The 23,701-nt window shown below is 69.8% G+C and carries 25 protein-coding genes; 17 read left to right on the top strand and 8 right to left on the bottom strand.

Going from position 1 to position 23,701, the window contains the following annotated elements; translation table 11 throughout:
- Window positions 1-65 precede the first annotated feature (65 nt).
- On the top strand, window positions 66-1,559 hold the full coding sequence (locus AB0J69_RS34140; protein ID WP_364125878.1) for a hypothetical protein: 1,494 nt from the start codon (window positions 66-68) through the stop codon (window positions 1,557-1,559).
- Window positions 1,560-1,605: 46 nt separating this feature from the next.
- Here AB0J69_RS34140 and AB0J69_RS34135 read toward each other — a convergent pair whose 3' ends face one another.
- Both AB0J69_RS34135 and AB0J69_RS34130 read right to left on the bottom strand, forming a co-directional pair.
- Window positions 1,606-2,790 (bottom strand): hypothetical protein, encoded by a 1,185-nt coding sequence (locus AB0J69_RS34135; protein ID WP_364125876.1) that lies wholly within the window; start codon window positions 2,788-2,790, stop codon window positions 1,606-1,608.
- A 459-nt stretch (window positions 2,791-3,249) separates the two neighbouring features.
- The gene (locus AB0J69_RS34130; protein ID WP_364125873.1) at window positions 3,250-4,458 is read right to left on the bottom strand and encodes an NADP-dependent malic enzyme; all 1,209 of its coding nucleotides are present in this window, start codon (window positions 4,456-4,458) and stop codon (window positions 3,250-3,252) included.
- A 263-nt stretch (window positions 4,459-4,721) separates the two neighbouring features.
- On the opposite strand from AB0J69_RS34130, the gene AB0J69_RS34125 reads away from it, so the two are divergent.
- Genes AB0J69_RS34125 through AB0J69_RS34110 form a run of 4 tightly spaced genes read left to right on the top strand, consistent with a single transcriptional unit; the run spans window position 4,722 to window position 7,634 of the window.
- Window positions 4,722-5,579, top strand: coding sequence for an ABC transporter substrate-binding protein (locus AB0J69_RS34125; protein WP_364125871.1), 858 nt, complete (start codon window positions 4,722-4,724; stop codon window positions 5,577-5,579).
- Window positions 5,580-5,582: 3 nt separating this feature from the next.
- Window positions 5,583-6,410, top strand: a complete 828-nt coding sequence (locus AB0J69_RS34120) for an amino acid ABC transporter permease (protein ID WP_364125869.1) — start codon at window positions 5,583-5,585, stop codon at window positions 6,408-6,410.
- On the top strand, window positions 6,407-7,150 hold the full coding sequence (locus AB0J69_RS34115) for an amino acid ABC transporter ATP-binding protein (protein WP_364125866.1): 744 nt from the start codon (window positions 6,407-6,409) through the stop codon (window positions 7,148-7,150). The genes AB0J69_RS34120 and AB0J69_RS34115 overlap by 4 nt, the downstream gene beginning before the upstream one ends.
- 58 nt (window positions 7,151-7,208) lie before the next feature.
- Complete coding sequence (locus AB0J69_RS34110) at window positions 7,209-7,634, top strand: CGNR zinc finger domain-containing protein (protein WP_364125864.1); 426 nt, start codon at window positions 7,209-7,211, stop codon at window positions 7,632-7,634.
- Between the two features lie 101 nt (window positions 7,635-7,735).
- On the opposite strand, the gene AB0J69_RS34105 is transcribed toward AB0J69_RS34110, so the two are convergent.
- On the bottom strand, window positions 7,736-8,104 hold the full coding sequence (locus AB0J69_RS34105) for a S24 family peptidase (RefSeq protein WP_364125862.1): 369 nt from the start codon (window positions 8,102-8,104) through the stop codon (window positions 7,736-7,738).
- Between the two features lie 17 nt (window positions 8,105-8,121).
- Between AB0J69_RS34105 and sodN the strand changes: the two genes are divergently transcribed.
- The 3 genes from sodN (at window position 8,122) to AB0J69_RS34090 (ending at window position 9,886) form a co-directional block, all read left to right on the top strand.
- Window positions 8,122-8,523, top strand: coding sequence for a superoxide dismutase, Ni (gene sodN / locus AB0J69_RS34100; protein WP_148442130.1), 402 nt, complete (start codon window positions 8,122-8,124; stop codon window positions 8,521-8,523).
- Window positions 8,524-8,651: 128 nt separating this feature from the next.
- Window positions 8,652-9,089, top strand: coding sequence for an anti-sigma factor (locus AB0J69_RS34095; protein ID WP_364125859.1), 438 nt, complete (start codon window positions 8,652-8,654; stop codon window positions 9,087-9,089).
- Window positions 9,090-9,106: 17 nt separating this feature from the next.
- Complete coding sequence (locus AB0J69_RS34090) at window positions 9,107-9,886, top strand: RNA polymerase sigma factor SigF (RefSeq protein WP_171074665.1); 780 nt, start codon at window positions 9,107-9,109, stop codon at window positions 9,884-9,886.
- 33 nt (window positions 9,887-9,919) lie between these two features.
- Here AB0J69_RS34090 and AB0J69_RS34085 read toward each other — a convergent pair whose 3' ends face one another.
- Window positions 9,920-10,303 (bottom strand): hypothetical protein, encoded by a 384-nt coding sequence (locus tag AB0J69_RS34085; RefSeq protein WP_364125855.1) that lies wholly within the window; start codon window positions 10,301-10,303, stop codon window positions 9,920-9,922.
- 90 nt (window positions 10,304-10,393) lie between these two features.
- Between AB0J69_RS34085 and AB0J69_RS34080 the strand changes: the two genes are divergently transcribed.
- Window positions 10,394-11,359 (top strand): diacylglycerol kinase family protein, encoded by a 966-nt coding sequence (locus tag AB0J69_RS34080; protein WP_364125853.1) that lies wholly within the window; start codon window positions 10,394-10,396, stop codon window positions 11,357-11,359.
- Window positions 11,360-11,625: 266 nt separating this feature from the next.
- Entirely contained in the window at window positions 11,626-11,880 is a 255-nt protein-coding gene (locus AB0J69_RS34075) for a WhiB family transcriptional regulator (RefSeq protein ID WP_364125850.1), read from the top strand.
- A gap of 55 nt (window positions 11,881-11,935) precedes the next feature.
- Here the strand turns inward: AB0J69_RS34075 and AB0J69_RS34070 are convergent, their stop codons facing one another.
- Window positions 11,936-13,405, bottom strand: a complete 1,470-nt coding sequence (locus AB0J69_RS34070) for a histidine kinase N-terminal domain-containing protein (protein WP_364125847.1) — start codon at window positions 13,403-13,405, stop codon at window positions 11,936-11,938.
- 506 nt (window positions 13,406-13,911) lie between these two features.
- Here AB0J69_RS34070 and AB0J69_RS34065 point away from each other — a divergent pair.
- The 6 genes from AB0J69_RS34065 (at window position 13,912) to AB0J69_RS34040 (ending at window position 19,753) form a co-directional block, all read left to right on the top strand.
- A complete protein-coding gene (locus AB0J69_RS34065; RefSeq protein WP_080045341.1) occupies window positions 13,912-14,631 on the top strand; it encodes a GntR family transcriptional regulator in 720 nt (239 codons plus the stop codon).
- A gap of 30 nt (window positions 14,632-14,661) precedes the next feature.
- Entirely contained in the window at window positions 14,662-15,375 is a 714-nt protein-coding gene (bioD, locus tag AB0J69_RS34060) for a dethiobiotin synthase (protein WP_364125844.1), read from the top strand.
- A gap of 80 nt (window positions 15,376-15,455) precedes the next feature.
- Window positions 15,456-16,616 carry a sensor histidine kinase gene (locus AB0J69_RS34055; RefSeq protein WP_364125842.1) on the top strand — a complete coding sequence of 387 codons (1,161 nt, stop codon included), beginning with the start codon at window positions 15,456-15,458 and terminating at the stop codon, window positions 16,614-16,616.
- Window positions 16,607-17,263, top strand: a complete 657-nt coding sequence (locus tag AB0J69_RS34050; protein ID WP_364125839.1) for a response regulator transcription factor — start codon at window positions 16,607-16,609, stop codon at window positions 17,261-17,263. The genes AB0J69_RS34055 and AB0J69_RS34050 overlap by 10 nt, the downstream gene beginning before the upstream one ends.
- Window positions 17,260-18,048 (top strand): DUF4097 family beta strand repeat-containing protein, encoded by a 789-nt coding sequence (locus AB0J69_RS34045; RefSeq protein WP_364125837.1) that lies wholly within the window; start codon window positions 17,260-17,262, stop codon window positions 18,046-18,048. The genes AB0J69_RS34050 and AB0J69_RS34045 overlap by 4 nt, the downstream gene beginning before the upstream one ends.
- A gap of 58 nt (window positions 18,049-18,106) precedes the next feature.
- A complete protein-coding gene (locus tag AB0J69_RS34040) occupies window positions 18,107-19,753 on the top strand; it encodes an acetolactate synthase (RefSeq protein ID WP_364125834.1) in 1,647 nt (548 codons plus the stop codon).
- Between the two features lie 6 nt (window positions 19,754-19,759).
- On the opposite strand, the gene AB0J69_RS34035 is transcribed toward AB0J69_RS34040, so the two are convergent.
- Complete coding sequence (locus AB0J69_RS34035) at window positions 19,760-21,400, bottom strand: protein kinase (protein WP_364125831.1); 1,641 nt, start codon at window positions 21,398-21,400, stop codon at window positions 19,760-19,762.
- 256 nt (window positions 21,401-21,656) lie between these two features.
- Here AB0J69_RS34035 and AB0J69_RS34030 point away from each other — a divergent pair, with 256 nt between their 5' ends.
- On the top strand, window positions 21,657-22,037 hold the full coding sequence (locus AB0J69_RS34030; protein WP_364125828.1) for a hotdog domain-containing protein: 381 nt from the start codon (window positions 21,657-21,659) through the stop codon (window positions 22,035-22,037).
- On the opposite strand, the gene AB0J69_RS34025 is transcribed toward AB0J69_RS34030, so the two are convergent.
- The gene (locus tag AB0J69_RS34025) at window positions 22,027-22,239 is read right to left on the bottom strand and encodes a biotin/lipoyl-binding carrier protein (RefSeq protein ID WP_364125825.1); all 213 of its coding nucleotides are present in this window, start codon (window positions 22,237-22,239) and stop codon (window positions 22,027-22,029) included. The genes AB0J69_RS34030 and AB0J69_RS34025 overlap by 11 nt on opposite strands.
- A 41-nt stretch (window positions 22,240-22,280) precedes the next feature.
- A complete protein-coding gene (locus AB0J69_RS34020; RefSeq protein WP_364125822.1) occupies window positions 22,281-23,636 on the bottom strand; it encodes a biotin carboxylase N-terminal domain-containing protein in 1,356 nt (451 codons plus the stop codon).
- Between the last annotated feature and the right edge of the window lie 65 nt (window positions 23,637-23,701).

Raw genomic sequence — 23,701 nt, 5'->3', positions numbered from 1 at the left:
CTTACCAGAGTGACTAATGGGTCGATAGGGTCTTTACACCCCTTTTGACAACTGTGGAGCCTCTCGTGAAGCGCCTGCTCATCCCCCTAGCCGCCGCCGGCCTGAGCGCCGCCGTCCTCGCCGCGCCCGCCAGCGCGGAGCCGCACTGGGCGACCGACAACCTTCTCCCCAAGCCGGCCGACGCGTACGGTGCCGCCTACTTCTGGCTGGACGCCAACGGCGCCGCCCTCCGCAAGGCGACCCAATATCGTGTCGACGCCAAGGACGTCCCCAAGCTCGTCTCCTCGGGCAGCCAGGGCGCGCCCGACGGCAAGCCCGGCATGACCGGCCCGACGACCGCCGCCAAGCCGGCCGCCAGCAAGAACGTCAACCTCCCCAAGACCATCGGCAAGGTCTTCTTCCTCGACAAGGGAGGCAACTACCGGTGGTGCTCGGCCACCTCCATCCAGTCCAGGCACCGCAACCTGGTCGCCACCGCCGGCCACTGCGTCTACGAGAACGGCAAGGACGACGTCTACGACAAGTGGGTGTTCGTACCGGGCTACTACCAGGGCAAGGCTCCCTGGGGCGTCTACGCGGGCGCCTACGCCTTCACCCACTTCGACCTCGACACCTATGACGACTACGACGGCGACTACGCCTTCGTGGCCGTCCACAACGGCTTCGCGCTGGCCGGCGAGAAGGAAGTGACCCACAACGCGTTCAAGGCGTGGGCGGGTGACAAGTGGGTCAAGCCGCGCGAGATCAGCGCCGCCGAATTCCTCAAGTGCCAGCTGAACCTCGGCGAGTGCTGGTCCGAGGGTGAGGACAAGCCCGCCGACCTGGTCGGGCCCGACTACCCCGGCGCCGTCCTGGAGAAGGTCGAGGTCTCCAAGCAGGCCTATGACGACGCCAAGATCGGCAAGGGACAGGGCTTCAAGTTCGGTGAGCCCGTCGTGGAGCAGGTCACCAAGACCGCATGGGACGCGTACCAGGGTCCCGGTAGCAAGGGTGCCGGCCCCGACAAGGTCGGCAACTACACCATCACCCACTACTACACCCAGAAGTGGGTCAAGCCAGGCACCTCCCGCAAGTACTACGAGGCCCACTACTTCATCGGCATCGCCAAGGACCTCGGCCGTCTCGGTGACGTGGTCGGCGGGCAGGGCTTCGCCTGGAACCAGCCGCTCGGCCAGCCGGTGACCGTCTTCGGTTACCCCAGCGCCCCTCACCCCGACGGCGACCGCCCGTTCTCGGGCGTCACCCCCAAGTGGTGCGCGGGCAAGACCAACACCAAGAGCTATCAGGTCAACACGTTCAAGGTGGAGACCCACCAGGTGCTCAAGTGCTCCATGACCGGTGGCGCCGACGGCGGCCCCTGGCTCATGAAGTACAACAACGGCAAGCGCACCGGCTACGTCAACGGCGTGACCAGCATGTTCCACGACAACGACCGCAACAACCGGATCGACTACATCAGCTCGGCCATCTTCGACGGTGAGACCGCCGCCGTCTACGACAAGGCCAACTACGCGGAGACGAAGTCGATCGTCGGTCCCAACGGCGAACTGCTCAAGTAACCCGCACAACGGCCCGGGCCCATGAGGCCCGGGCCGTCCCGTGTGGTCACACGGCCGTGAGTTCCCGTGTGCGCTCGCGCAGCGCCAGCACCGGCCGCTCGTTCTTGTACGGCTCCAGCCGCCGCCGCAGATCCGCGGCGTAGGAGCGGGACCGGGCCGACTGCAGGTCGCTGGCCAGTGTCAGCGCGCCGGCCGCGGCCGAGCACGCCTCCTCCAGCTCCCCGCACTGCAGCAGCCCGGCGGCCAGCAGTGACAGGTTGAACATGCGGCCCCGTACGTAGCGGGAGTCCATGTCGAGGGAGCGGCGCGCCTGCCGTACGACCCGCTCGCCCTCCCCGAGGTCGCGGAAACAGTGGGCGAATTTGGCGGACAGGTAAGCCTCGTCGAAGTAGCTGAGCCACTTGGGCTCCTCGGCGGGCTTGCGGGCCTCGAAGGCGCACTCGGCCTCGTGCAGGGACATACCGCAGGCACGGGCGTCGCCCAGGCCGGCGTGCGCGTGGGCCTCCAGGACGTGCGCGGAGGCCAGGAGCGTCTGCACCCCGGCCCTGCGGGCCGCGATCTGGGAGGCCCTGGCCAGGTCGAGGGCGTGGGCCGGCTGGCCCATGTAGATGGCCTGGTGGGCCATGCCGGCCAGGATCTCCCCGCCCAGGGTCTGGTCGTCGGCGCCCCTGGCCAGGCGCAGGGCCTGGATCAGGTAACGCTGGGCGAGGCCGTGCTGCTCCATGTCGTAGGCCATCCAGCCTGCCAGCCGGGTGAGCTCGGCCGCGGCGGCGGCCAGCTGCCTGCCGGTGGAGTCGCCGTACGAGCCGTCCTTGAGCAGGGGGGAGACGGCGGTGTCGAGGTATTTGACCACGGACGAGCGGACCCGGCCGCTGCCGAAGCGATTGTCGAGCTCACCGAAGGATCGGGTGACCTCGTGGATGGCGGCGATGTCGGCGCGGCCCACCCGCCGCATGCCCATACCGCTCGGGCGTCCCTCGGAAGGGGACGTCAACCAGCGTACGGCTCCAACGGAGCCGGCTCCTATCGCGAACGTCGAATCGATCAGGAACCTCCGTCTCTCCACGTCGGCCCGCCACAGCGCCGTCACGGTCGCGACCCCCTCCTGCCACGTGTGCGTGAACTCCTGTCCGAGGTCGAGGGGCGTGATGACGGCCGGCATGCCCAGATCCTCCGAGGTGATCTGCCTGCCGAGCCGTAGGGCGAAAATCTCGGTGAGCAAGCACGGCACCGGATCACGCGGCCTCTGACCTCCGATCCAGCGCAGCACTGAACTGTGGTCGTACTTGAGGCCCGGTGTACCGCGTGCGGCTCCCAGATCGTTGAGGCGCCTGGCCAATCCCTTGTGGGAAAAACCCGCCTCTGCGATGAGCTGCTGCAGCAGTCGATTCGGCTCGCGTTCCATCGCTCTCCTCGTCACAGGAGTCGGCGCCCACATCCTTACAGAGAGCTACTGTTATAGCACCTTGCGTTAAGGATTTACGGCAGTTCCCAAAGGTCACCCCAACTCCAACTCCAACCCACACCCTTCGCCGGTTCTGCGCATGGTCAGGCCGACGGCTCTTACTCCTGGACGGGGACCTCACCTACCCATGGCTCGGCCTAGTAACCCGAAAACCCCGACGAGCTGGGCGGAGCCGCAAAAAGGGGGAGCGGGGGCCGAAAGACCCCCGCTCACAGGCTCACAGGCTCAGAGGCGCGCGACGCCGTCCGCGCGGGCCTGGGCGGCCACCGCGGCCGTCACGGCGGGCGCGACGCGCTCGTCGAACGGGCTGGGGATGACGTACGTCGTCGAGAGGTCGTCACCGACCACGCCCGCCAGCGCGTTGGCCGCGGCCACCTTCATGTTCTCGGTGATCGTGGTGGCCCGCACGTCGAGGGCGCCGCGGAACACCCCGGGGAAGGCCAGCACGTTGTTGATCTGGTTCGGGAAGTCGGACCGCCCGGTCGCCACGACGCCGGCGTGCCTGGCGGCCACGTCGGGGTGCACCTCCGGTGTCGGGTTCGACAGGGCGAACACGATGGAGTCGGCCGCCATGGAGGCGATGGCCTGCTCGGACACGGTCGATCCCGACAGCCCGACGAACACGTCGGCGCCGGCCAGCGCCTCCTCCGTGGAGCCGGCGTGGGCGGCCTTGTTGGTGTCGCGGGCCAGCGCCTCCTTGACCGGGTTGAGGCCCTCACGGCCCTCGTAGATCATGCCCTTGGAGTCGGAGACCGCGATGTCGCCGATGCCCGCCTCCAGGAGGATGCGGGTGACGGCCACGCCCGAGGCGCCCGCGCCGGCCACGACGGCCCGCAGGTCGCCCAGCGAGCGGCCGGTCAGACGGGCGGCGTTCTGCAGGGCGGCCAGCACCACGATGGCGGTGCCGTGCTGGTCGTCGTGGAAGACGGGGATGTCGAGCAGGTCCCGCAACCTGGCCTCGATCTCGAAGCACCGGGGCGCGCTGATGTCCTCCAGGTTGATGCCGCCGAACGACGGCGCGAGGCGCACCACGGTCTCGACGAGCGCGTCCACGTCGGTGCAGTCGAGGCAGATGGGGACGGCGTCGACGTTCGCGAACTCCTTGAACAGCAGCGCCTTGCCCTCCATGACCGGCATGGCGGCCGAGGGGCCGATGTCGCCGAGGCCGAGCACGGCCGTGCCGTCGGAGACGACGGCGACCACCCTGGAGACCCAGGTGTAGTCGTCGGACAGAGCAGGCGTCTCGGCGATGGCGGTGCAGACCCGGGCGACCCCGGGCGTGTAGGCGAGGGCCAGGTCGTCCGCGTCGCGGACGGGAACGGTGGAGCGGATCTCGATCTTGCCTCCGCGGTGCAGCGCGAATGCCGGATCGAGGTCGAGTGATTCGACGGAAGCAGAAGCGGGCGTGGCAGCCACAGCGACCCCTGTAGTCATTGGTAGCGGAAGAGACCTTCGGCGGACGAGCGCGAGCGGGCTGGCTTCGGTAGCTGCCAGGATCCCCTCGCCGATCGTCTCGAGAGGGGGTTCGGGGGTCACCCGTCTTCCCATACTGCCACATGGTGAGATGGTGTTCGGTGTCGGAGACGACGCCGTTCTGTTGACGCATCGTTAAACGCCGGATGACGGAGCGCTGGTAAACCCCCCTTAAACTGCACAAAACGCAAGTTTCGTGGTATTTCACATCGAGGAGGCCGTACATGGCCCTCAGACCCAAGGGCCGCCGTGGCTACGCCGCCGGCGCGCTCGCCTTGACAGCTGTTCTCGCGCTGACCGCGTGCGGCAGCGAGACCGGCTCGAGCTCCGGCGGCACCACCAGTGCGAGCGCCTCCGCCGCGGGCGGCGTCAAGCTGGTGCAGCCCGGCAAGCTCACGGTCTGCACGAACATCCCGTACGAGCCGTTCCAGTTCAAGGACTCGAGCGGCAAGATCGTCGGGTTCGACGTGGACATCGTCGACCTCGCCGCGAAGAAGCTGGGCGTGACCCAGAACATCGTGGACATCGACTTCGCCGTGATCAAGAGTGGCGCCGCCATGGCCGCGGGCAAGTGCGACGTGGCCGCCGCCGGCATGACGATCACCGACGAGCGCAAGCAGAACATCGACTTCTCCGAGCCCTACTTCGACGCCACGCAGGCACTGCTGGCCAAGAAGGGAACGGGCGCGACATCGCTGGAGGACGTCAAGGCCAAGGGGCTCAAGCTGGGCGCCCAGGCCAGCACGACCGGCCTCGAGTACGTCAAGAAGAACGGCTTCGACCCCACCGAGTACGCCGACTCGGCCAAGGAACTGCTGGCCCTGCAGGCGGGCCAGGCCGACGTGATCATCCAGGACCTCCCGGTCGTGCTCACCTGGCTGAAGAAGCCCGATGTCGCCGCGAAGTTCGAGCTGATCGGCAGCCTCGACACCGGTGAGCAGTACGGCATCGGCCTGAAGAAGGGCTCCGACCCGACGCTGCTCAAGACGATCAACGACGAGATCGCCAAGGCCAAGCAGGACGGCACCTACGAGCAGATCTACGTGAAGTGGTTCGGCAAGAAGCCTGGCGAGCTGGGCTGATCCATGGCCGACCAGCCGAAGACGGCTGAGCCTGGGCGCGCCAGGCTCAGCCCTCGGAAGAAGCAGCAGGTCAGCCGCGGTATCCAGTACCTCGTCCTGGTCGCCGCGCTCGTCGGCGTCGTCCTGTACGCGGACTGGGGCAGCCTCGCCCAGAACTTCGCCAAGCCCGAGGTGGCGCGTGAGGCGCTGCCCGACCTGTTCACCGTCGCGCTGCGCAACACGATCATCTACGCGGTCGGCGGATTCGTGTGCTCGTTCGTGCTGGGCCTGCTGCTGGCGCTCATGCGTCTCTCGCAGGTCCGGCCGTACCGGTGGATCGCGATCGTCTACATCGAGATCTTCCGCGGCCTGCCCGCGCTGCTGATCTTCCTGATGATCACGTTCCTGCCGCTGGCACTGCCGGGATTCCAGGTGCCCTTCGGCACGTACGGACAGGGCATCCTCGGGCTCGGCCTGGTCGGCGCCGCCTACCAGGCGGAGGTGTTCCGGGCCGGCCTGCAGGCCGTGCCCAAGGGCCAGACGGAGGCCGCCAGGTCGCTGGGCATGTCGGCCACCCGGTCCCAGATCACCGTGGTGATCCCGCAGGCCGTCCGGATGGTCATCCCGCCGACCACCAACCAGTTCGTGGCCCTGCTCAAGGACTCGTCGCTGGTGCTGTTCCTCGGCGTCTCCGGCGAGTACGTCGAGCTGGCCAAGTTCGGCAACGACCTGGCCTCCCAGTACGCCAACGCCACGCCCATCATGGTCGCCGGCGTGACGTACCTGATCGTCACCATCCCGCTGGGATACCTCGCGTCCCGGCTCGAGGGACGTAAGGGGAGCACACGATGACGCACGCCATCGAGCTGAGGGACCTGCACAAATACTTCGGCAAGAACGAGGTGCTCAAGGGCATCGACATGACGGTCGAGCCCGGCCAGGTGGTCTGCGTCATCGGCCCGTCGGGCTCGGGCAAGTCCACCCTGCTGCGCTGCGTGAACCTGCTGGAGACGCCCACCAGGGGCAAGGTGTTCGTGGAGGGCATCGAGGTCACCGACCCCGACGTGGACATCGACGCCGTACGCCGCCGCATCGGCATGGTCTTCCAGCAGTTCAACCTGTTCCCGCACATGACCGCGCTGCAGAACGTCATGATCGCCCAGCAGCGGGTGCTGAAGCGGAGCAGGAAGGAAGCCGAGATCGTCGCCAGGGAGAACCTGGACAAGGTCGGCGTCGGCGCAAAATGCGACTCCCTGCCCGGCCAGCTCTCGGGCGGGCAGCAGCAGCGCGTCGCGATCGCCAGGGCGCTGGCCATGAACCCGGACCTGATGCTCTTCGACGAGCCCACCTCGGCGCTCGACCCCGAGCTGGTCGGCGACGTGCTCACCGTCATGCGCAAGCTGGCGGAGGAGGGGATGACCATGCTCGTGGTGACCCACGAGATGGGATTCGCGCGGGAGGTGGCCGACCGGGTGGTGTTCATGGACGGCGGTGTGATCGTCGAGGACGGCGTGCCCGCCCAGGTGATCGGCGACCCGCAGCATGAGCGCACCCGTGCGTTCCTGCGCCGCGTCCTGCATCCCGAGGAGTAGCCCACCGCGGAGGGCGGGGCGCGCGCGGCCGCCCCGCTCTCTGCTGTAATAGACCGGCATGGACCTCACCTCTTACGCCGAGTGGGCGGTCCGGCTGGCGAACGACCCTGGCCCGCCATCCGAGCTCAGGGGGCTGCGCGACGAGCTGACCGCCGTCTTCGACGCGGCCGGCGACGAGCGGGCCGTGGCCGAGCGGCTCAACGCCCTGCTCGACCGCTATCCCGTACGCCCCCAGCTGTCCGACCACGACGGCCGCGGCTGGCACCTCCACCTCGCCGAGGACCCGGCCGCGACCGCCGTGATGGGCCTGGCCGCGGTCGTCGCCGAGCTGGGCGTGGACCGCCTCGGCCGGTGCCGGGAGCCGCACTGCGGGCTGGCCTTCCTCGACACCTCCTCCAACCGCTCCCGCCGCTACTGCTCGGCCCGCTGCGCCAGCCGCGCGAACGTGGCCGCCTTCCGCGCCCGCCGCAGGGACGGCTCCTGAACGACGGACCCGCCGCAGGGACTGGCGCCTGAACGACGGAGCCGCCCCAGGGACGGCGCCTGAACGACGAGCCCGCCGCACGAGCGACGCCTGAACGGCCGCTAACGGGCCCGCCGCACGAGCGGCCAGTAGCGCAGCACCACGCGGCCCACGATGTCGGTCACGGGGCCGAAGTCCCAGCTGTCACGGCGACCGCTGGCCCGCTGGTTGTCGCTCTCCAGCCACCAGCCGTCCTCTCCGTGCCACTGCGCCCGCTTCACGATGAGCCGGCCGGGATCGTCCGGGAGCCTGGCCACCACGAGGTCACCCGGGTGCACGGTGGCGCCCCGGCGGACCAGGAGCCAGTCACCGGGCACCAGCGCGGGACGCATCGAATCCCCTTCGACACGCACTCTCATGGGCTGTGACCCCCTACTCCACGGGCGTTGGGACACGAGTAAGGTCGGTTGTGGACCAAGCTGATTCAGCATCCAGGAAGGACTTTCTGATGCTCGCACGACTGCTACGACCCAAGCATGTCGCTTCCGCACACTGCGACCTGCCCTGTGGGGTCTACGACCCCGCTCAGGCCCGCATCGAGGCCGAGTCGGTCAAGGCGATCATGGAGAAGTACGCGGCCAACGAGGACCCGGTCTTCCGCGCCCGCGCGATCAAAATCAAGGAGGAGCGCGCCGAGCTGGTCAAGCACCACCTGTGGGTGCTGTGGACCGACTACTTCAAGCCGCCGCACCTCGAGCAGTACCCGCAGCTTCACCAGCTCTTCTGGGACGCCACGAAGCTGGCGGGTGCCGCCGGCGCCAAGGGCACGGTCGAGGTCGCCAAGGCTGAGGACCTCCTGGGCAAGATCGACGAAATCTCCAAGATCTTCTGGGAGACCAAGGCCGCCTAAAACGGCACATAAGGCTCTGTGCGGCGACCTGCCGCGCAGAGCCTTTTCCGTTGATGGCGAGTCTGAATAGTCCAAGCACCGCTCAGGGGCGGTAAGTTGCAGTCAGCGTCGGATTCGCGAGGAGGAACGTGACCGAGGAAACCGAGACGCGCGCGGAGGGCGTGGCCGGCATCCGCGATGTGGTGAGCATCAGGCTCCCCGCCGCGAGTGCCTACCTGTCTGTGCTGCGTACGGCTACCGCCGGCCTGGCGGCCCGGCTTGACTTCACCCTGGACGAGATCGAGGATCTGCGGATCGCGGTCGACGAGGCCTGCGCGATGCTGCTCAGCGAGGCGGTGCCGGGCACCGACCTGACCGCGGAGTTCGAGCTCACCGGGCAGGAGATGCAGGTCAGGGTCGAGGTGGCCACCGTCGGCAGCTCCGCGCCCAAGCGCGACGACTTCGCCTGGATGGTGCTGACCGCCCTGGCCGACGACGTCGACGCGGTGACCGACTCCGCCGATCGGATGGCGATCGTCCTGCGTAAGCGCCGAGGCGCGGCCCAGAGTGCAGCGGGGCCGGCGTGACGGAAAGGACTGGAGCCATGGCCACCAGCGAACACGCCGTGCCCGACAGGGTGCGCGCCCGCATGCTCTTCGCCGAGCTGGCCGAGCTGGGCCCCGAGGAGCCGCGCCGCCAGCGCATCAGGGATGAGCTGGTCGAGCTTCACCTTCCTCTGGTCGAATACCTGGCCCGCCGCTTCCGCAACAGGGGCGAGTGGCTCGACGACCTCACCCAGGTCGCCACCATCGGTCTGATCAAGTCCATCGACCGCTTCGACCTCAATCGCGGCGTGGAGTTCTCCACCTATGCCACGCCCACCATCGTCGGCGAGATCAAGCGTCACTTCCGCGACAAGGGCTGGGCGGTCCGGGTGCCGCGCCGCCTGCAGGAGCTGAAGCTCTCGCTGACGAAGGCGATAAGCGATCTGTCGCAGCGCGAGGGGCGCGCCCCGACCGTGGCCGAGCTGGCCTCCTACCTGAAGATGACCGAGGAGGAGGTGCTGGAGGGGCTCGAGTCGGCCAACGCCTACTCGACCGTGTCCCTCGACGCGCCCGACTCGGGAGACGACGACGCCCCCGCGGTGTCCGACTCGCTCGGCATCGTGGACGAGTCGCTCGAGGGCGTCGAATATCGCGAGTCGCTCAAACCGCTGCTCGAGCGGCTGCCGCCGCGCGAGAAGCGCATCCTGCTGCTGCGCTTCTTCGGCAACATGACGCAGTCGCAGATCGCGACCGAGCTGGGCATCTCGCAGATGCACGTCTCGCGCCTGCTGGCCCGCACGCTCGCCCAGCTGCGCGAGGGCCTGACGGCCGACGACTAGCCGGCTTTCCGCACGTCACGTGCGGAAAGGGCATCAGCCGTCGCCGTAGAGAGCATGGGTGGTGGGAGGCGCCAGCAGGGTCACCAGCCCCGCCAGGGCGACCACGATCAGCGGGATCCCGAGTTGCGGCTGGTCCGACGTGACGAGCGTGCCGCCGACGGGCAGCATGAAGATCTGGGTCAGCACGGCCGGCGCTCTCCCCCACCGCTCCATCCTGAACAGCCCGCCCCAGGCCACCCAGAGCAGGCCGGCGCCGATCAGCAGTCCGAACACCGCCTCGGCCAGCGCGGTGGTCAAGTCGTCGGGCGTCCCGGTCAGGGTCTCCACCACGACGAAGACGCCGAGTCCGAGCGCGATCAGGCCTTCCAGGGCGACGACTGCGGCGGCGACGAGGAGGGTAAGCGGGCGACCGTTCACGGTCCGTACCCTACCTCTCGGGCCGGTCGGGCCGGAAAATAGGACGTTCGGCCGATAAGGCGGACAAGGATCAGCGGTTACGCTGGCGCTATGCGCGCAATGCTGCTGGTCAATCCCAAGGCCACCACCACGAACGCCCGCACGCGGAATGTGTTGATCCGCGCGCTCGGCGCGGCCGTGGAGCTCGCCGTCGAGGAGACCCGTTACCGCGGTCACGCCGCGTCGCTGGCGGCCACCGCGCGCGCCAAGGGCTACGACGTCGTGGCGGTGCTGGGCGGCGACGGGACGATCAACGAGGCCGTCAACGGCCTGCTCAACCCGGTGAACGGCGAGGAGGTCCGGCCCGACGGCGATCCCAGCGCCGGGCGGCCCGGGCTCATCGTCATCCCCGGCGGCAGCGCGAACGTCTTCGCCCGCGCGCTGGGCCTGCCCAACGACCCGGTGGAGTCCACGGGCGTGGTGCTGGAGGCGCTCAGGGAGGGCCGGCGCAGGACGGTGGGTTTGGGCCAAGCCCTTTGGGAGGGCCAGAGCAGATATTTCACCTTCTGTTCGGGAATGGGATACGACGCAGAGGTTGTACGGGCCGTAGAGGGCCTGCGGGGCACCGGCCGTAAAGCTACGCCGACCAGGTATGTGAACACGGCTCTACGGCACTATCTGGCCACGGACAAGCGGCATCCCGCGATGACCGTGACTGGTCCCGGGATCCCGACGGCCAGGGGGGTGTTCATGGCCATCATTTCCAACACCTCACCGTGGACCTACGTGGGCAGCAGGCCCGTCCGGCCCACCCCGTGGGCCGGCTTCGAGACCGGGCTCGACCTCCTGGGGCTACGGCGCATGGGGCTCATGACGCTGGCGCCGGTGATCCGGCACATCCTCACGGAGAGTGACATCCTCCCGTCCGGCCGGCACCTCGTACAGCTCCATGACGAGCCCGAGTTCACCCTCACGGCGGGCCGCCCTGTGGCCTTCCAGCTGGACGGGGACTACCTGGGGGAACGCGAAACCGTAACATTCCGCTCTACACCGAACGCGTTACAAGTTCTGGTCTAGATGGTTACATTCGGTCATTGTGTGACGCATCCGACATCCATAACCGCCAAAACTTCCCGTCAACCCCCTTGCGTGCACTCTCCGTGGCTGAAAAGCTCTGGATGTCGGAACGTAGGACCTTTAACAACCCCAAGGTCCTCCGATGATCAGCGGACGACCCCGGTCCCACACAGGATCCGGGTAATTGTTCGCGCGAGTTAGTGAAACTCTTCACAAAGTAGCCGCACGGAGCCGACCAGAGGTTCCATCTACTAAGGAGTGGACGCATGGACTGGCGCCACCGAGCTGCCTGCCGTGACGTGGACCCCGAGCTGTTCTTCCCGATCGGCAACACCGGCCCGGCACTCATGCAGATCGAGGAGGCCAAGCAGGTCTGTCGTTCCTGCTCGGCCGTCGAGGCCTGCCTGAAGTGGGCACTTGAGTCCGGCCAGGACGCCGGCGTCTGGGGCGGTCTGAGCGAGGACGAGCGCCGCGCGGTCAAGCGCCGCTCCGCTCGTGCCCGCGCCCGCGCCACCGCCTGAACCCCCTCACACACGACGGCACCCGGCGCTGTCAACTGGGCTGTCTACTGGGCCGTCAGCTGGACGGGAGCGGGATCGACAGCACGACCTCGGTGCCGCCTTCCAGGCGCGGCTCGATGGTGAGCCGCCCGGACAGCTCCCCCTCCACCAGCGTACGGACGATCTGCAGCCCCAGGCTGGTCGAGCTGTCGAGATCGAAGCCCCCGGGAAGCCCCCGGCCGTCGTCCCAGACGGTCACGTTCAGCCGCTCGAGGGCAGGCTCGACGACCACTTCCAGCCTCTTGGGGCGCCCGTGTTGCAGCGCGTTCTGCAACAGCTCGGTCAGCGCCATGGCCAGCGGTGTGGCGATGAGCGAGGGCAGGACGCCGAACCCGCCCACCCGGCGCGGCATGACGGCCACCTCGGGCGACGACACCTCCCCGGCCATCGCGATCACCCGGTCGGCGATCTCGTCGAAGTCCACGAACTCCTCGGGGGCATGAGACAGCGTCTCGTGCACGATCGCGATCGACCCGACCCGGCGTACGGCCTCCTCCAGCGCCTCCCGCCCCTCGGGCACCTGGAGCCGCCTGGCCTGGAGCCTGAGCAGGGCGGCCACGGTCTGCAGGTTGTTCTTCACCCGGTGGTGGATCTCGCGGATGGTGGCGTCCTTCGTCATCAGCTCGCGCTCGCGCCGCCGCAGCTCGGTCACGTCCCTGATGAGCACCAGCGCGCCGATGCGGCCGCCGCCGACGATCAGCGGGATGGCCCTGAGCTGCACGATCGTGCCGCCCGACTCGACCTCGGTCTCCTTGGCCGCGCGCCCGCTGGCCACGATCATGAGGTCCTCGTTGATCGGCTCGTCTGAATAGCACAGCGTGGCCGTGACCCGGCCCAGCTCGGCGCCGACCAGGTCCGCGTGCAGGCCGAGCCGGCGGTAGGCGGACAGGGCGTTCGGGGACGCGTACGTGACGCGCCCGGCCCGGTCGAGCCTGAGCAGGCCGTCGCCCACGCGCGGCGAGCGCACGAGGATCGGCTCCTCGCCGGAGAACGGGAAGCGGCCCTCGGCCACCATCTGCGCCAGGTCGGAGGCGCTCTGCAGGTAGGTCAGCTCCAGCCGGGAGGGCGTGCGGGCCGAGGAGAGGTTCGTGGAGCGCTGGATGACCGCCAGGAAGCGCCCCTCGCCGCCCTCGACCGCCCGGCGCACGGGGATGGTCTCCTCCCTGACCGGCACGCCGGTGGACCAGTCGGGATCGCCCTCGCGGCAGATGCGCCGCTCGTTCCAGGCCGTGTCGATGAGCTGGCGCTCGCCCTTGGCGGCCACGCTGCCGACGATGTCGTCGTGATAGACGGTCGGGCCGGTGGTGGGGCGCATCTGGGCGATCGCGATCCAGCCGTTCTCCCCCAGCAGCGGCGCCCACAGGATGAGGTCGGCGAACGACAGGTCGGCCAGCAACTGCCAGTCGGAGACCAGCGAGTGCAGCCAGTCGAGGTCCGCCTCGTCGAGCGCTGTGTGGCGGGCTACGAGGTCGCTGAGAGTCGGCACGAGTGCATCATGCGTGCTTTTCCTCGCAACAACCAAACCGACCCCCGGTGAGACCGGCACGTTTGCGGGCAGACTTCGCCGCTCCCGGGGCATATCACCATAGGGCGTGCGCACGCCCCTTCAGTCGCACAGTGAAGACAGATACGGCATCGTTCACCCAACTGGTCTTATCCCGAAATCTCATATTGTGAGAACCGTCACACTGCGAAGCCGCCCGGATCTCAGGACGAGGCAGGGCACGGTCGGCCGGAGGTGATCCACACGGGCAGGTGCTCCTACCGCGACACGGCGCGTGGACCGGCCTCGGTTGTGATCGCGCACGCTGCTGTGGATATCCTTCACAATCAACCTGAGCTGCCCGGATCCGCGCGTGCCGGCACCCGTACGCGTCCGGCGCCGGTCCACCGCTCCAGCCCGCGGTTGACCACTCGGGCCGAAGTGAGTTCCGATGATCTCGCGGTGATCAGACACGCCCTCACCGCCGTGGCAGAAGTGAAGGTGAGAGCGTGACAGACGACAGCCCCCGCGTTCCCAAGTACTACGACGTGAAACGGGCCCTGCTCGAGCTCACCAAGACCCTCCCCGCCGGTACGGCGCTGCCGCCCGAGCGCACATTGGCCGTCCGGTTCGAGACCTCGCGCACCACCGTCAGGCAGGCGCTGACCGAGCTCGTGGTCGAGGGACGGCTGCTGCGCATCCAGGGCAAGGGCACATTCGTGGCGCAACCGAAGGTCGCGCAGGTGCTGCAGCTGACCTCGTACATCGGAGACCTGCGCACGGCCGGGCTGGAGCCGGACACCAAGATCCTGGAGATCGGCTACATCACCGCCGACGAGGCCCTGGCGCGGCGGCTGGCCATCAACCCCGGCGGTCGCGTGCTGCGCATCCACCGGCTCAGGCTGGCCAACGGCGAGCCGGTCTCGATCGACACCACCCACCTGTCCGCGCGCCGCTTCCCCCGGCTGCGGCGCGAGCTGGAGGTGCACGCCTCGCTGTACGAGACGCTGCACAACGCCTACAACGTGCGGCTGACGGACGCCGAGGAGATCATCGAGACCGTCCTGGCCACCCCCTACGACGCCAAGGCCCTCGGCGTGGACGTCGGCCTGCCGATGCTCCTGCTCACCCGCCACGCCTTCGACGCCGACGGCAACCCCGTCGAGTGGGCCCAGTCGCTCTACCGCGGCGACCGGTACAAGTTCGTCACCCGCCTGCGCCGCCCCTGAGACCGCACGCGGCACTCCTAAGCTGGGCACATGAGCATCCTCGTCGTCACGGGCACCGGCGCCGGCGTGGGCAAGACCGTGGTGGCGGCCGCCCTGGCGGCGCTCGCGCTGGCGCGCGGGTCCACGGCGGCCGTGGTCAAGCCCGCCCAGACCGGCGTCCCGGCCGGCGCGCCCGGCGACGTGGACGAGGTGATCCGGCTGTCCGGCATCACCACCACGTTCGAGCTGGGCCGCTTCCCCGGCCCGCTCTCGCCGGCCGCCGCCGCGAGAGCCGCCGGGATGCCGCCCGTGTCGCTGGCGGGGGCCGCCGAGCTGGTGCGGGAGCTGGCGGACAGCAACCGGCTGGTGGTCGTGGAGGGGACGGGCGGGCTGCTCGACCGCTACGACGAGGACGGCGCCACCGTCGCCGGCCTCGCCCGTACGCTCCAGGCGCAGGTGCTGGTCGTCGTGCGGGCGGGCGGCGACACCGTCAACCACACCGCGCTCACGCTGGAGGCGATGGCCCACCGCGGGCTCGACCTGGCCGGGGTCGTCATCGGGCGCTGGCCCGCCGCGCCGGGGCAGGCCGAGCGGAGTGACGTGGCCGACCTGGAGATGCTGGCCGCCCGCCCCCTGGCCGGGGTGCTGCCCGAGGGCGCGGGCCGCCTCGCTGACAGGCGGGCGTTCGCCGAGGTGGCGCGCAAGGGGCTGGGCGCCCCGCTCGGCGGCGCGTTCGACCCGGCGGGGTTCAGGCAGAGCGTCTGAGGGGGTGGGGCTAGCCCTACCATTCACCGGCACACCAGACCCATTTCGCGACCCCGCCACCGGTCAATACCGTTATGGGCATGAAAGTCCCCCGTCCGTGGTCGGCACGGGCCTGGCTCGACACGGCCCACGTGATGATCGGTGTCCCGGTCGGCGTGCTGCTCGGCGGGCTGACGCTCGTCCTGGCCGTGGCGCCGCCCGTGCTGGTGCGAGCCGTACCGGCGTTCACCTCGGTGCAGCGGTCGCGGTTCGACGCCTTCCTCGGGGCGCACATCCCTCCTGTGCCCTCCCCGAGCAGCTGGCGGCACCCGGCGACCTGGCGGCAGATCGGCTACCACGTGCTGTCGCCGTTCGTGAGCGCGGCCGGGGCGTTCCTGGTGGCGATGGTGTGGGGCGGGGCGGTGGTGGGACTGCTGGCCTTCCTGCCGCCGAAGCTGCAGAAGCCGCCGCTGGAGTTCGTGTTCGACCTCAGGGACGGCCGGGTCCTGGGCGTGTTCATGACGGTGGGGTTCGTCCTGCTGCTCCTCGCGCCGCTCCTGGCCCGCGGCATGGCGGCGCTGGACCTGTCGGTGGCCCGTACGCTGCTCGGGCCCAGCCGCTCGGAGCTGGGGCAGCGGATCGAGACGCTGACCGAGAGCCGGGCCGGCGTGATCGACGCGGCCGACGCGGAGCGGCGTAGGATCGAGCGGGATCTGCACGACGGCGCCCAGCAGCGGCTGGTCTCCCTCGCCATGAACCTCGGCCTGGCCAGGGCCACCCTGACCGATCTGCCCGACTCGGCCCGCGAGGCCATCGAGCAGGCCCATGAGGAGGCCAAACAGGCGCTCAAGGAGCTGCGCGACTTCGTCCGGGGCCTGCATCCGGCCGTGCTCAACGACCAGGGTCTGGACGCGGCGCTGTCCGGTGTCACCGCCCGTGCCCCTTTCCCCGTCAAGCTGCGCGTCGACATCGAGCGGCGTACCTCTCCGACCATCGAGGCGGTGGCCTTCTTCATCGTGTCCGAAGCACTGACCAACATCGCCAAACACGCGGCCGCGACCCGGGCCGAGGTGAACGTGCGGCGCGAGCGGGACCGCCTGCACGTGCTCGTCTACGACGACGGGTGCGGCGGCGCCCGGCTGGACGGCGGGACCGGACTGCGCGGCCTGGCCCAGCGCATCGACGCCGTGGACGGCGCGCTACGGCTGTCCAGCCCGCTGGGCGGACCGACGACGATCGAGGTGGAGCTGCCGTGCGAGTAGTGCTCGCCGAGGATTCGGTGCTGCTGCGGGAGGGGCTGATCCGGCTCCTGGACGCCGCCGGCATGGAGGTGGTGGCGGCCGTGGACGAGGCCGAGGGGCTGCTGCGGGCGGCCGAGGAGCACCGGCCCGAGCTGGTCATCACGGACGTCCGGATGCCGCCCACGCACACCGACGAGGGACTGCGGGCCGCACTCGTGCTGCGCCGCCAGCGGCCGGGGCTGGCCGTGCTCGTGCTCTCCCAGTACGTCGAGGAGCGTTACGCCGCCCAGCTGCTCGCCTCCGCCGCGACCGGGGGCGTCGGTTACCTGCTCAAGGACCGGGTGGCGGACGTGGCAGAGTTCATCGACGCGCTGCGCCGGGTGGCCTCGGGCGGCACCGCGCTCGACCCCGAGGTGGTCGCCCAGCTCCTGCTGCGCGGCAACAGCGACCCGCTCGAACGGCTGACGCCCAGGGAGCACGAGGTGCTCAAGCTGATGGCCGAAGGCCGCTCGAACGCCGGCATCGGGCAGGCCCTAGTGCTCAGCGAGGGCGCCGTGGGCAAGCACATCGGCAACATCTTCAACAAGCTCGACCTGTCGCCCGCCGAGGGCGACCACCGTCGTGTGCTCGCCGTCCTGCAGTTCCTCAAGATCAGGAGCCTGCCATGAGGGCCGCGTGGCTGACGGCGGGCGCCGTGGTGACGGTCGCCGCGCTGGTGCTGTCCAGCGTCGGACTCTGGCGCGGGTTCGCCAGGGCCAGGACGCCGACGGACATCACCATGCGGTCCATCCCGTTCGAGTACCCCGAGGTGCGGATCAAGGCGGGCAAGGGCCAGGTGAACCTCTTCATCCTGTCGGGCCGGGCGGGCGAGCTGCTCATCCACAGGTCGCTGCGGTGGTCGCAGGACCGCCCGACGGTCACCGAGGACTGGGACACCCGCACCAGGACGCTGCGGCTGGACGCGGTCTGCCCCGGCTTCGACCAGCCGACGGGTCCCATCTGCCAGGCGGACTACATGCTGTACGTGCCGCCGGAGACCGACCTCGAGGCCGGCACGGCCGGTGGCGACCTGATGGTCGACGACCTCTTCGGTGACGTGCGGCTGACCTCCGTGTCCGGCGACATCCGCGTCCGCTCGGTCTCCGGCGACCTCTGGGCCAGGACCGGCACCGGCCTGGTCGACGCGAAGGAGCTCAGCGGCGGCGGAAAGGCCGACGTGGAGGTCGGCTCCGGCGACGTGGACCTGTCGTTCTCCGACGTGCCCACGGAGGTCAAGGCGGTGGTGCGGACGTCGGGCGACGTCAGCGTGAACGTGCCGCGCGACGTGTACGACGTGACGACAGTGGCCGCCAACACCACGATCAACGTCGAAAGGAAGCCCGGCACGGCCCGGAAGATCACCGCCAGGGCACCGGGCGGCGCGGTGTCCGTCATCGCCGTGTGTTGCGAATGAAGATCCACGCGATCCCCAAAGACTGTTTACGCGTGTGACTGGTTGGTAAGTTCCCGGCATGGAGTCTGCGAAGCACGCCGGTGACGCTGCCGTCGCCGTGTCCAAGGCCTATGGCGTCGAGACCATGTTCACCCTGTCGGGAGGGCACGTCTTCCCCCTCTACGACGGCGCGGTGCACGAGGGCATGCGCATCCTCGACGTACGCCACGAGCAGAGCGCGGTCTTCGCCGCCGAGGCGACGGCCAGGCTGACCAGGAGCCCCGGCCTGGCGGTGCTGACCGCCGGCCCCGGCATCACCAACGGCGTCAGCGGCGTCGCCACCGCCCACTTCAACGGCTCGCCGGTGGTCGTCATGGGCGGCCGGGCACCCCAGTCGCGCTGGGGCAGCGGCGCCCTGCAGGAGATGGACCATCCACCGCTGCTCGAGCCGATCACCAAGCTCTCCTTCACCGCGGCCGGCGCCGACTCCGTCGGCCAGGACGTCGAGGTGGCCTTCCGCACGGCCGTCGCGCCCCACCGAGGCCCGGTCTTCCTCGACTTCTACATGGACCACCTGTTCTCCCCGTCGCCGGTGCACGAGGTGCACACGCAGACCCCCTCCCCGTACGAGCCCGACCCCGACGACCTGGCGAGCATCGCCAGCCTGCTGGCCGAGGCCGAACGTCCCGTGCTGGTCTACGGGTCCGACGTCTGGATGGACCGCGCCGAGGAGGCCGCCCGCGACTTCGCCGAGACGTGGCGGCTGCCGGTCATCCCCAACGGCCAGGGCCGCGGCATCCTGCCCTCCGGGCACGAGCTGCTCGTCACCCGGGCCCGCGGCCTCGCCTTCGCCCAGGCCGACCTGGTGATCGTGGTCGGCACGCCGCTCGACTTCCGCCTCGGCTACGGCTGGTTCGGCGGCAAGGACGGCGCGCCGCTGGCCAGGGTGGTGCACATCGCCGACGCGCCCTCGCAGCTCGCCACGCACATGCAGCCGGCCGCCTCCGCCGCCGGTGACCTCTCGGTGGTGTTCTGGAGCCTCGGCGCGGCCTGCGGGGAGGCGGGGGTCAAGCCGGACTCGTACTCGCCGTGGGTGTCGAAGCTGTCCGCGGCCGCCGCCGCGGCCATCGCGGGCGACGCCGACCTGCTGGCCGCCGGCTCCGACCCGATCCACCCCATGCGCGTGTACGGCGAGCTGGGCAAGGTCCTGGCCGACGACGCCGTGGTGATCGGCGACGGCGGCGACTTCGTCTCCTACGCCGGCAAATACGTCGAGCCCAAGCAGCCCGGCAACTGGCTCGACCCGGGCCCGTACGGCTGCCTGGGCACCGGCCTGGGCTACTCCATCGCCGCCCGGCTGGCCAGGCCGTCCTCGCAGGTGGTGCTGCTGCTCGGCGACGGCGCCGCCGGGTTCTCGCTGATGGACGTCGACACCCTCGTACGCCACCGGCTCCCGGTCGTCATGATCTGCGGCAACAACGGCATCTGGGGCCTGGAGAAGCACCCCATGCAGATGTTGTACGGCTACGACGTGGCGGCCGAGCTGCAGCCGCAGTGCCGCTACGACCAGGTCGTGACCGCGCTGGGCGGCGGCGGCGAGCTGGTCACGAAGCCGTCGGAGATCGGGCCGGCGCTGCGCAGGGCGTTCGACTCCGGGATCCCGTACATGGTGAACATCGCGACCGACCCGCAGATCGCCTACCCCCGCAACACGACGGGGGTGTGAGCGGCCCTACGGCTTGGGCGTGGGGGTCGGGGTGGGCGTCGGCGAGTTCTCCGGGCAGACGCCGTCCACGACGACGAGCTTGACCGGCTTGCCCTTCTCGAGCGCCACGCCGCCGGCCGGCACGGTCTGCGTGATCCTGCCGCAGCGCAGGCCGTTGGTCGTGCTGGTCTGGTCGTCGACGCGCGCCTGGAAGCCCGCGGCCTCGATCCGTTCCTGCCCCATCAGGAAGTTCATCCCGACCACCTTGGGCACCAGCGCCTTGTTCCCCGTCGGCGTGGGGGTGCCCGACGGCGACTTCGTCGGCGACTTCGTGACGCTGGGCGAGGGGCTGGACGACTCCTCCGGCTCGTCGGTCTTCTCCGGGGTGGGCGTGATCTTCGGCGTCGGCCGGGTGGTGGCCGGCTTCGGCTGCTGCCTCGTCTCCTCCGGCTCCGGCTCCGACGTCTTGACCTGGGGCTTGCTCGTCTTCGGCGTGCTCTTCGTATTGCTCACGGACTCGCCGGTCATGGTCGGCGTCGGCTCGCCGGTGGTCATGCCCGTCAGGGCGACCGCGGTGGCGCCCGCGCCGAGCACCACGGCCGCGGCGATGCCCGCGATCAGCCCGGTCCGGCGCGGCGCCTTGGCCGCGCGCCGGCTCCCCCCACGGCGGTCGCTCACCGCCGTGTCGTCGTGCGCCATCCTGACGCCCGTCTGGTAGGGGTTCGGGTCGTGCTGCTGGCCCGCCTGGTGCAGCCCCTGGTGCTGGGCCTGGTGCGGGGCCGTCTGCGGCTGGTACGCCTCCGGAGGCGGCGCCATGGTGGCGCCGGTGGACAGCTCCGGCACGGCGGGCACCTGGCCGCTGGCGATCGCGCGGGCGGCCTCGCTCATCGCCCGGGCGCTCGGGTAGCGCCTGGCCGGATCCTTGGACAGGGCGATCTCCACCAGCGTGCGCACCGCCTGGGGGATCTCCTGGGGCAGGGGCGGCGGGGCCTCGCGGATGTGCTTGAGCGCGATCGTGACCGCGCTGTCGCCGTCGAACGGCCGCTGGCCCACCAGGCACTCGTACGCGACCACGCCGAGCGCGTAGATGTCCACCGCGGGCGTCACGGGAGCGCCCTCGGCCTGCTCGGGGGCGCAGTAGGCGGCCGTGCCGAGCACCATGCCGGCGTCGGTGAGCCGGTTGGCCATGTCGGAGCGCGCGATGCCGAAGTCGGTGAGCACGAGCGTGCCGTCGCGCTGGACGAGCAGGTTGCCCGGCTTGACGTCGCGGTGCACGATCCCGCGGTCGTGCACCGCCTGCAACGCCGACGCGGCCTGCGCGATCAGCTCCATGGCAGGCTGCGGCGGGATCCGGCCCAGCCGGCCCAGCAGCCGGTCGAGCGGTTCGCCGTCGACGAACTTCATCACGAGGTAGACGGTGTCGCCGCTGACGCCGTAGTCGTAGACGTCGACGACCCCGGAGTGGTTGATCGTGGCCATCGCCCGCGCCTCCCCCTGGAAGCGAGCGACGAAGCCGGGGTCCTCCATGCGCCCGGGGAGCAGCACTTTGACGGCGACGGTGCGTGCGAGCACGACGTCCTCGCCTCGCCACACCTCGCCCATGCCACCGGCGCCGATGCGGGTGTCCAGCCGATACCGCCCCGCCAGCGTCGTCCCTTGGGCCACCATGATTCCCCCGCTACCCCCCTACCTCTGTAACCTCTCCCACCCCGCGGCTCTCCAACAAAGCGAACTTTTGTCGCGGTGAGGTAACACAGTGGTCACGGAACTCAGAGAGTGTACGACTCACCTGTCCCACATGCCACTTAAATGCCTCAAGCCGTACAAAGCCTATCCTGGAGCCTTACGCCCGCACTTGTCCGCGTTTCCGAGAACTCGGCGACCGTTGGTGGCGCACAATATGGCCCGCCATAAGCTTGATCTCATGACGCTCGCTCCCGGTCTCCGCTCGCAGGTCCTCATCATGGTCGAGATGGAGGACACCGCCAAGCGGATCGGCAGCGGCGACGTGCCGGTGCTGGCCACGCCCAGGCTGCTCGCGCTGGCCGAGGCGGCGACCGTACGCGCCGTCGAGCGGCACCTCGCGCCGGGCGAGACGTCCGTCGGCACCCGGGTCGAGCTCGAGCACCTGGCCGCCAGCCCGCTCGGCACCCACGTCCAGGTCAGCGTGGAGCTGACCGAGGTCGACGGCCGGCGCCTGGTCTTCGCCTTCGAGGCCCACGACAAGCACGCCGTCGTGGGCAAGGGCACGATCGAGCGCGTGGTGGTCGATCGCGCCAAGTTCCTGGCCCGCGCTACTCGATGACGGCGATCAGGTCGCCTTCCTGGATCACGTCTCCCTCGGCCACCTTGAGCTGCGACACCACGCCGTCGTCCTCGGCGAGCACGGGGATCTCCATCTTCATCGACTCGAGGATGACGAGCGTGTCGCCGTCGGAGACGCTGTCGCCCTCGTTGACGACGACCTTCCAGACATTCGCCACCATCTCTGCGCGTACCTCAGCCACGGGGACTCCCCTCTTCCAATGATTCAACGATCTCATGCGGTCTAGGAGCGCATCCGCGCGACCAGACCCGTGTCGTAGTCGCCGGTGGCGAACTCCGCGTTCTCCAGCAGCTCTGCACAGAATGGCAGGTTGTTCTTGGGTCCCTCAACGGTGAACGCGGCGACCGCCTTGCGCGCCTTGGCCAACGCGTCCTCCCGGTCGGCGCCGTGAACGCAGAGCTTGGCCATCAGCGGGTCGTAGAACGGCGTGACCGTGTTGCCCGCCTCGTAGCCGGAGTCCACGCGTACGCCGTCGCCGCTCGGCTCGTCCCAGACCGTGATCTGGCCGGGGCCGGGGAGGAACCGCTTGGGGTCCTCCGCGTAGACGCGGAACTCGATCGCGTGCCCCCTGGGCTCGGCCCGCACCTCCGGGCTCTCCCCGGCGGCCACCCGCAGCTGCAGCTCGACCAGGTCGAGCCCGGTGACCAGCTCGGTGACCGGGTGCTCCACCTGCAGCCGGGTGTTCATCTCCAGGAAGACGAAGTCCTGCTCGTCGGCGTCGACCAGGCACTCGACCGTGCCCGCGCCCAGGTAGCCGACGGCCTCGCCGGCCCGCACGGCGGCGGCCAGCATGCGCTCGCGCAGCTCGGGGGTGATGCCCGGCGAGGGGGACTCCTCGACGACCTTCTGGTGGCGGCGCTGCACCGAGCAGTCGCGCTCGCCCAGCGCCACGACCCGTCCGCCGGGCAGGCCGAGGATCTGCACCTCGACGTGGCGGGCCCGCTCGACATAGCGCTCCAGCAGCACGGCGGGGCCGTCCAGGGCGTCGCCGGAGAACCTGGCCGCCGCCCTGGCCGCCTGCTCGTACGCCTTGGCCAGCCCCTCGTCGTCGTGGGCCACGCTCATCCCGATGCCACCGCCGCCGCCCGCGGTCTTCACCATGACCGGGTAGCCGATCGCATCGGCGGCCCTGAGCGCCAGCGACAGATCGGTGACCGGCGCGCGGGTGCCCGCGGCGACCGGTACGCCGGCGGCCTCCATGAGGTTCCTGGCGTTGATCTTGTCGCCCATCCGGTCGATGGCCTCGGGCGACGGCCCGATCCAGACCATCCCGGCGTCGATCACGGCACGGGCGAAAGCGACGTTCTCCGCGAGGAACCCGTAACCGGGGTGGACCGACTTCGCGCCCGTCGCGCGGGCCGCCTCCAGCACCTTCGCGATGTCGAGATAGCTCTGCGCCGGGTGGGCCGGGCCGATCAGCACGGCCTCGTCGGCCTCGCGCACGAACGGCAGGCCGGCGTCGGCCTCGGAGTGGACCGCGATGGCGCGCAGCCCCATCCGCTTGACCGTGCGGATGATCCGCCGCGCGATCTCCCCCCGGTTGGCGATCAGAACGGGTCCGAGCGTCTCGATAAGCACGCCGACCACCCTATGACCGCGACCGGCTTGACCCCTTTCCCCCTTAACCACCGATCCGGTGAGCA

The organism is Nonomuraea sp. NPDC049709 (assembly GCF_040674815.1).
GTDB lineage: Bacteria > Actinomycetota > Actinomycetes > Streptosporangiales > Streptosporangiaceae > Nonomuraea.
Note: the sequence above shows the minus strand (reverse complement) of the source record. Positions and strands in the feature narration are given on the sequence as shown.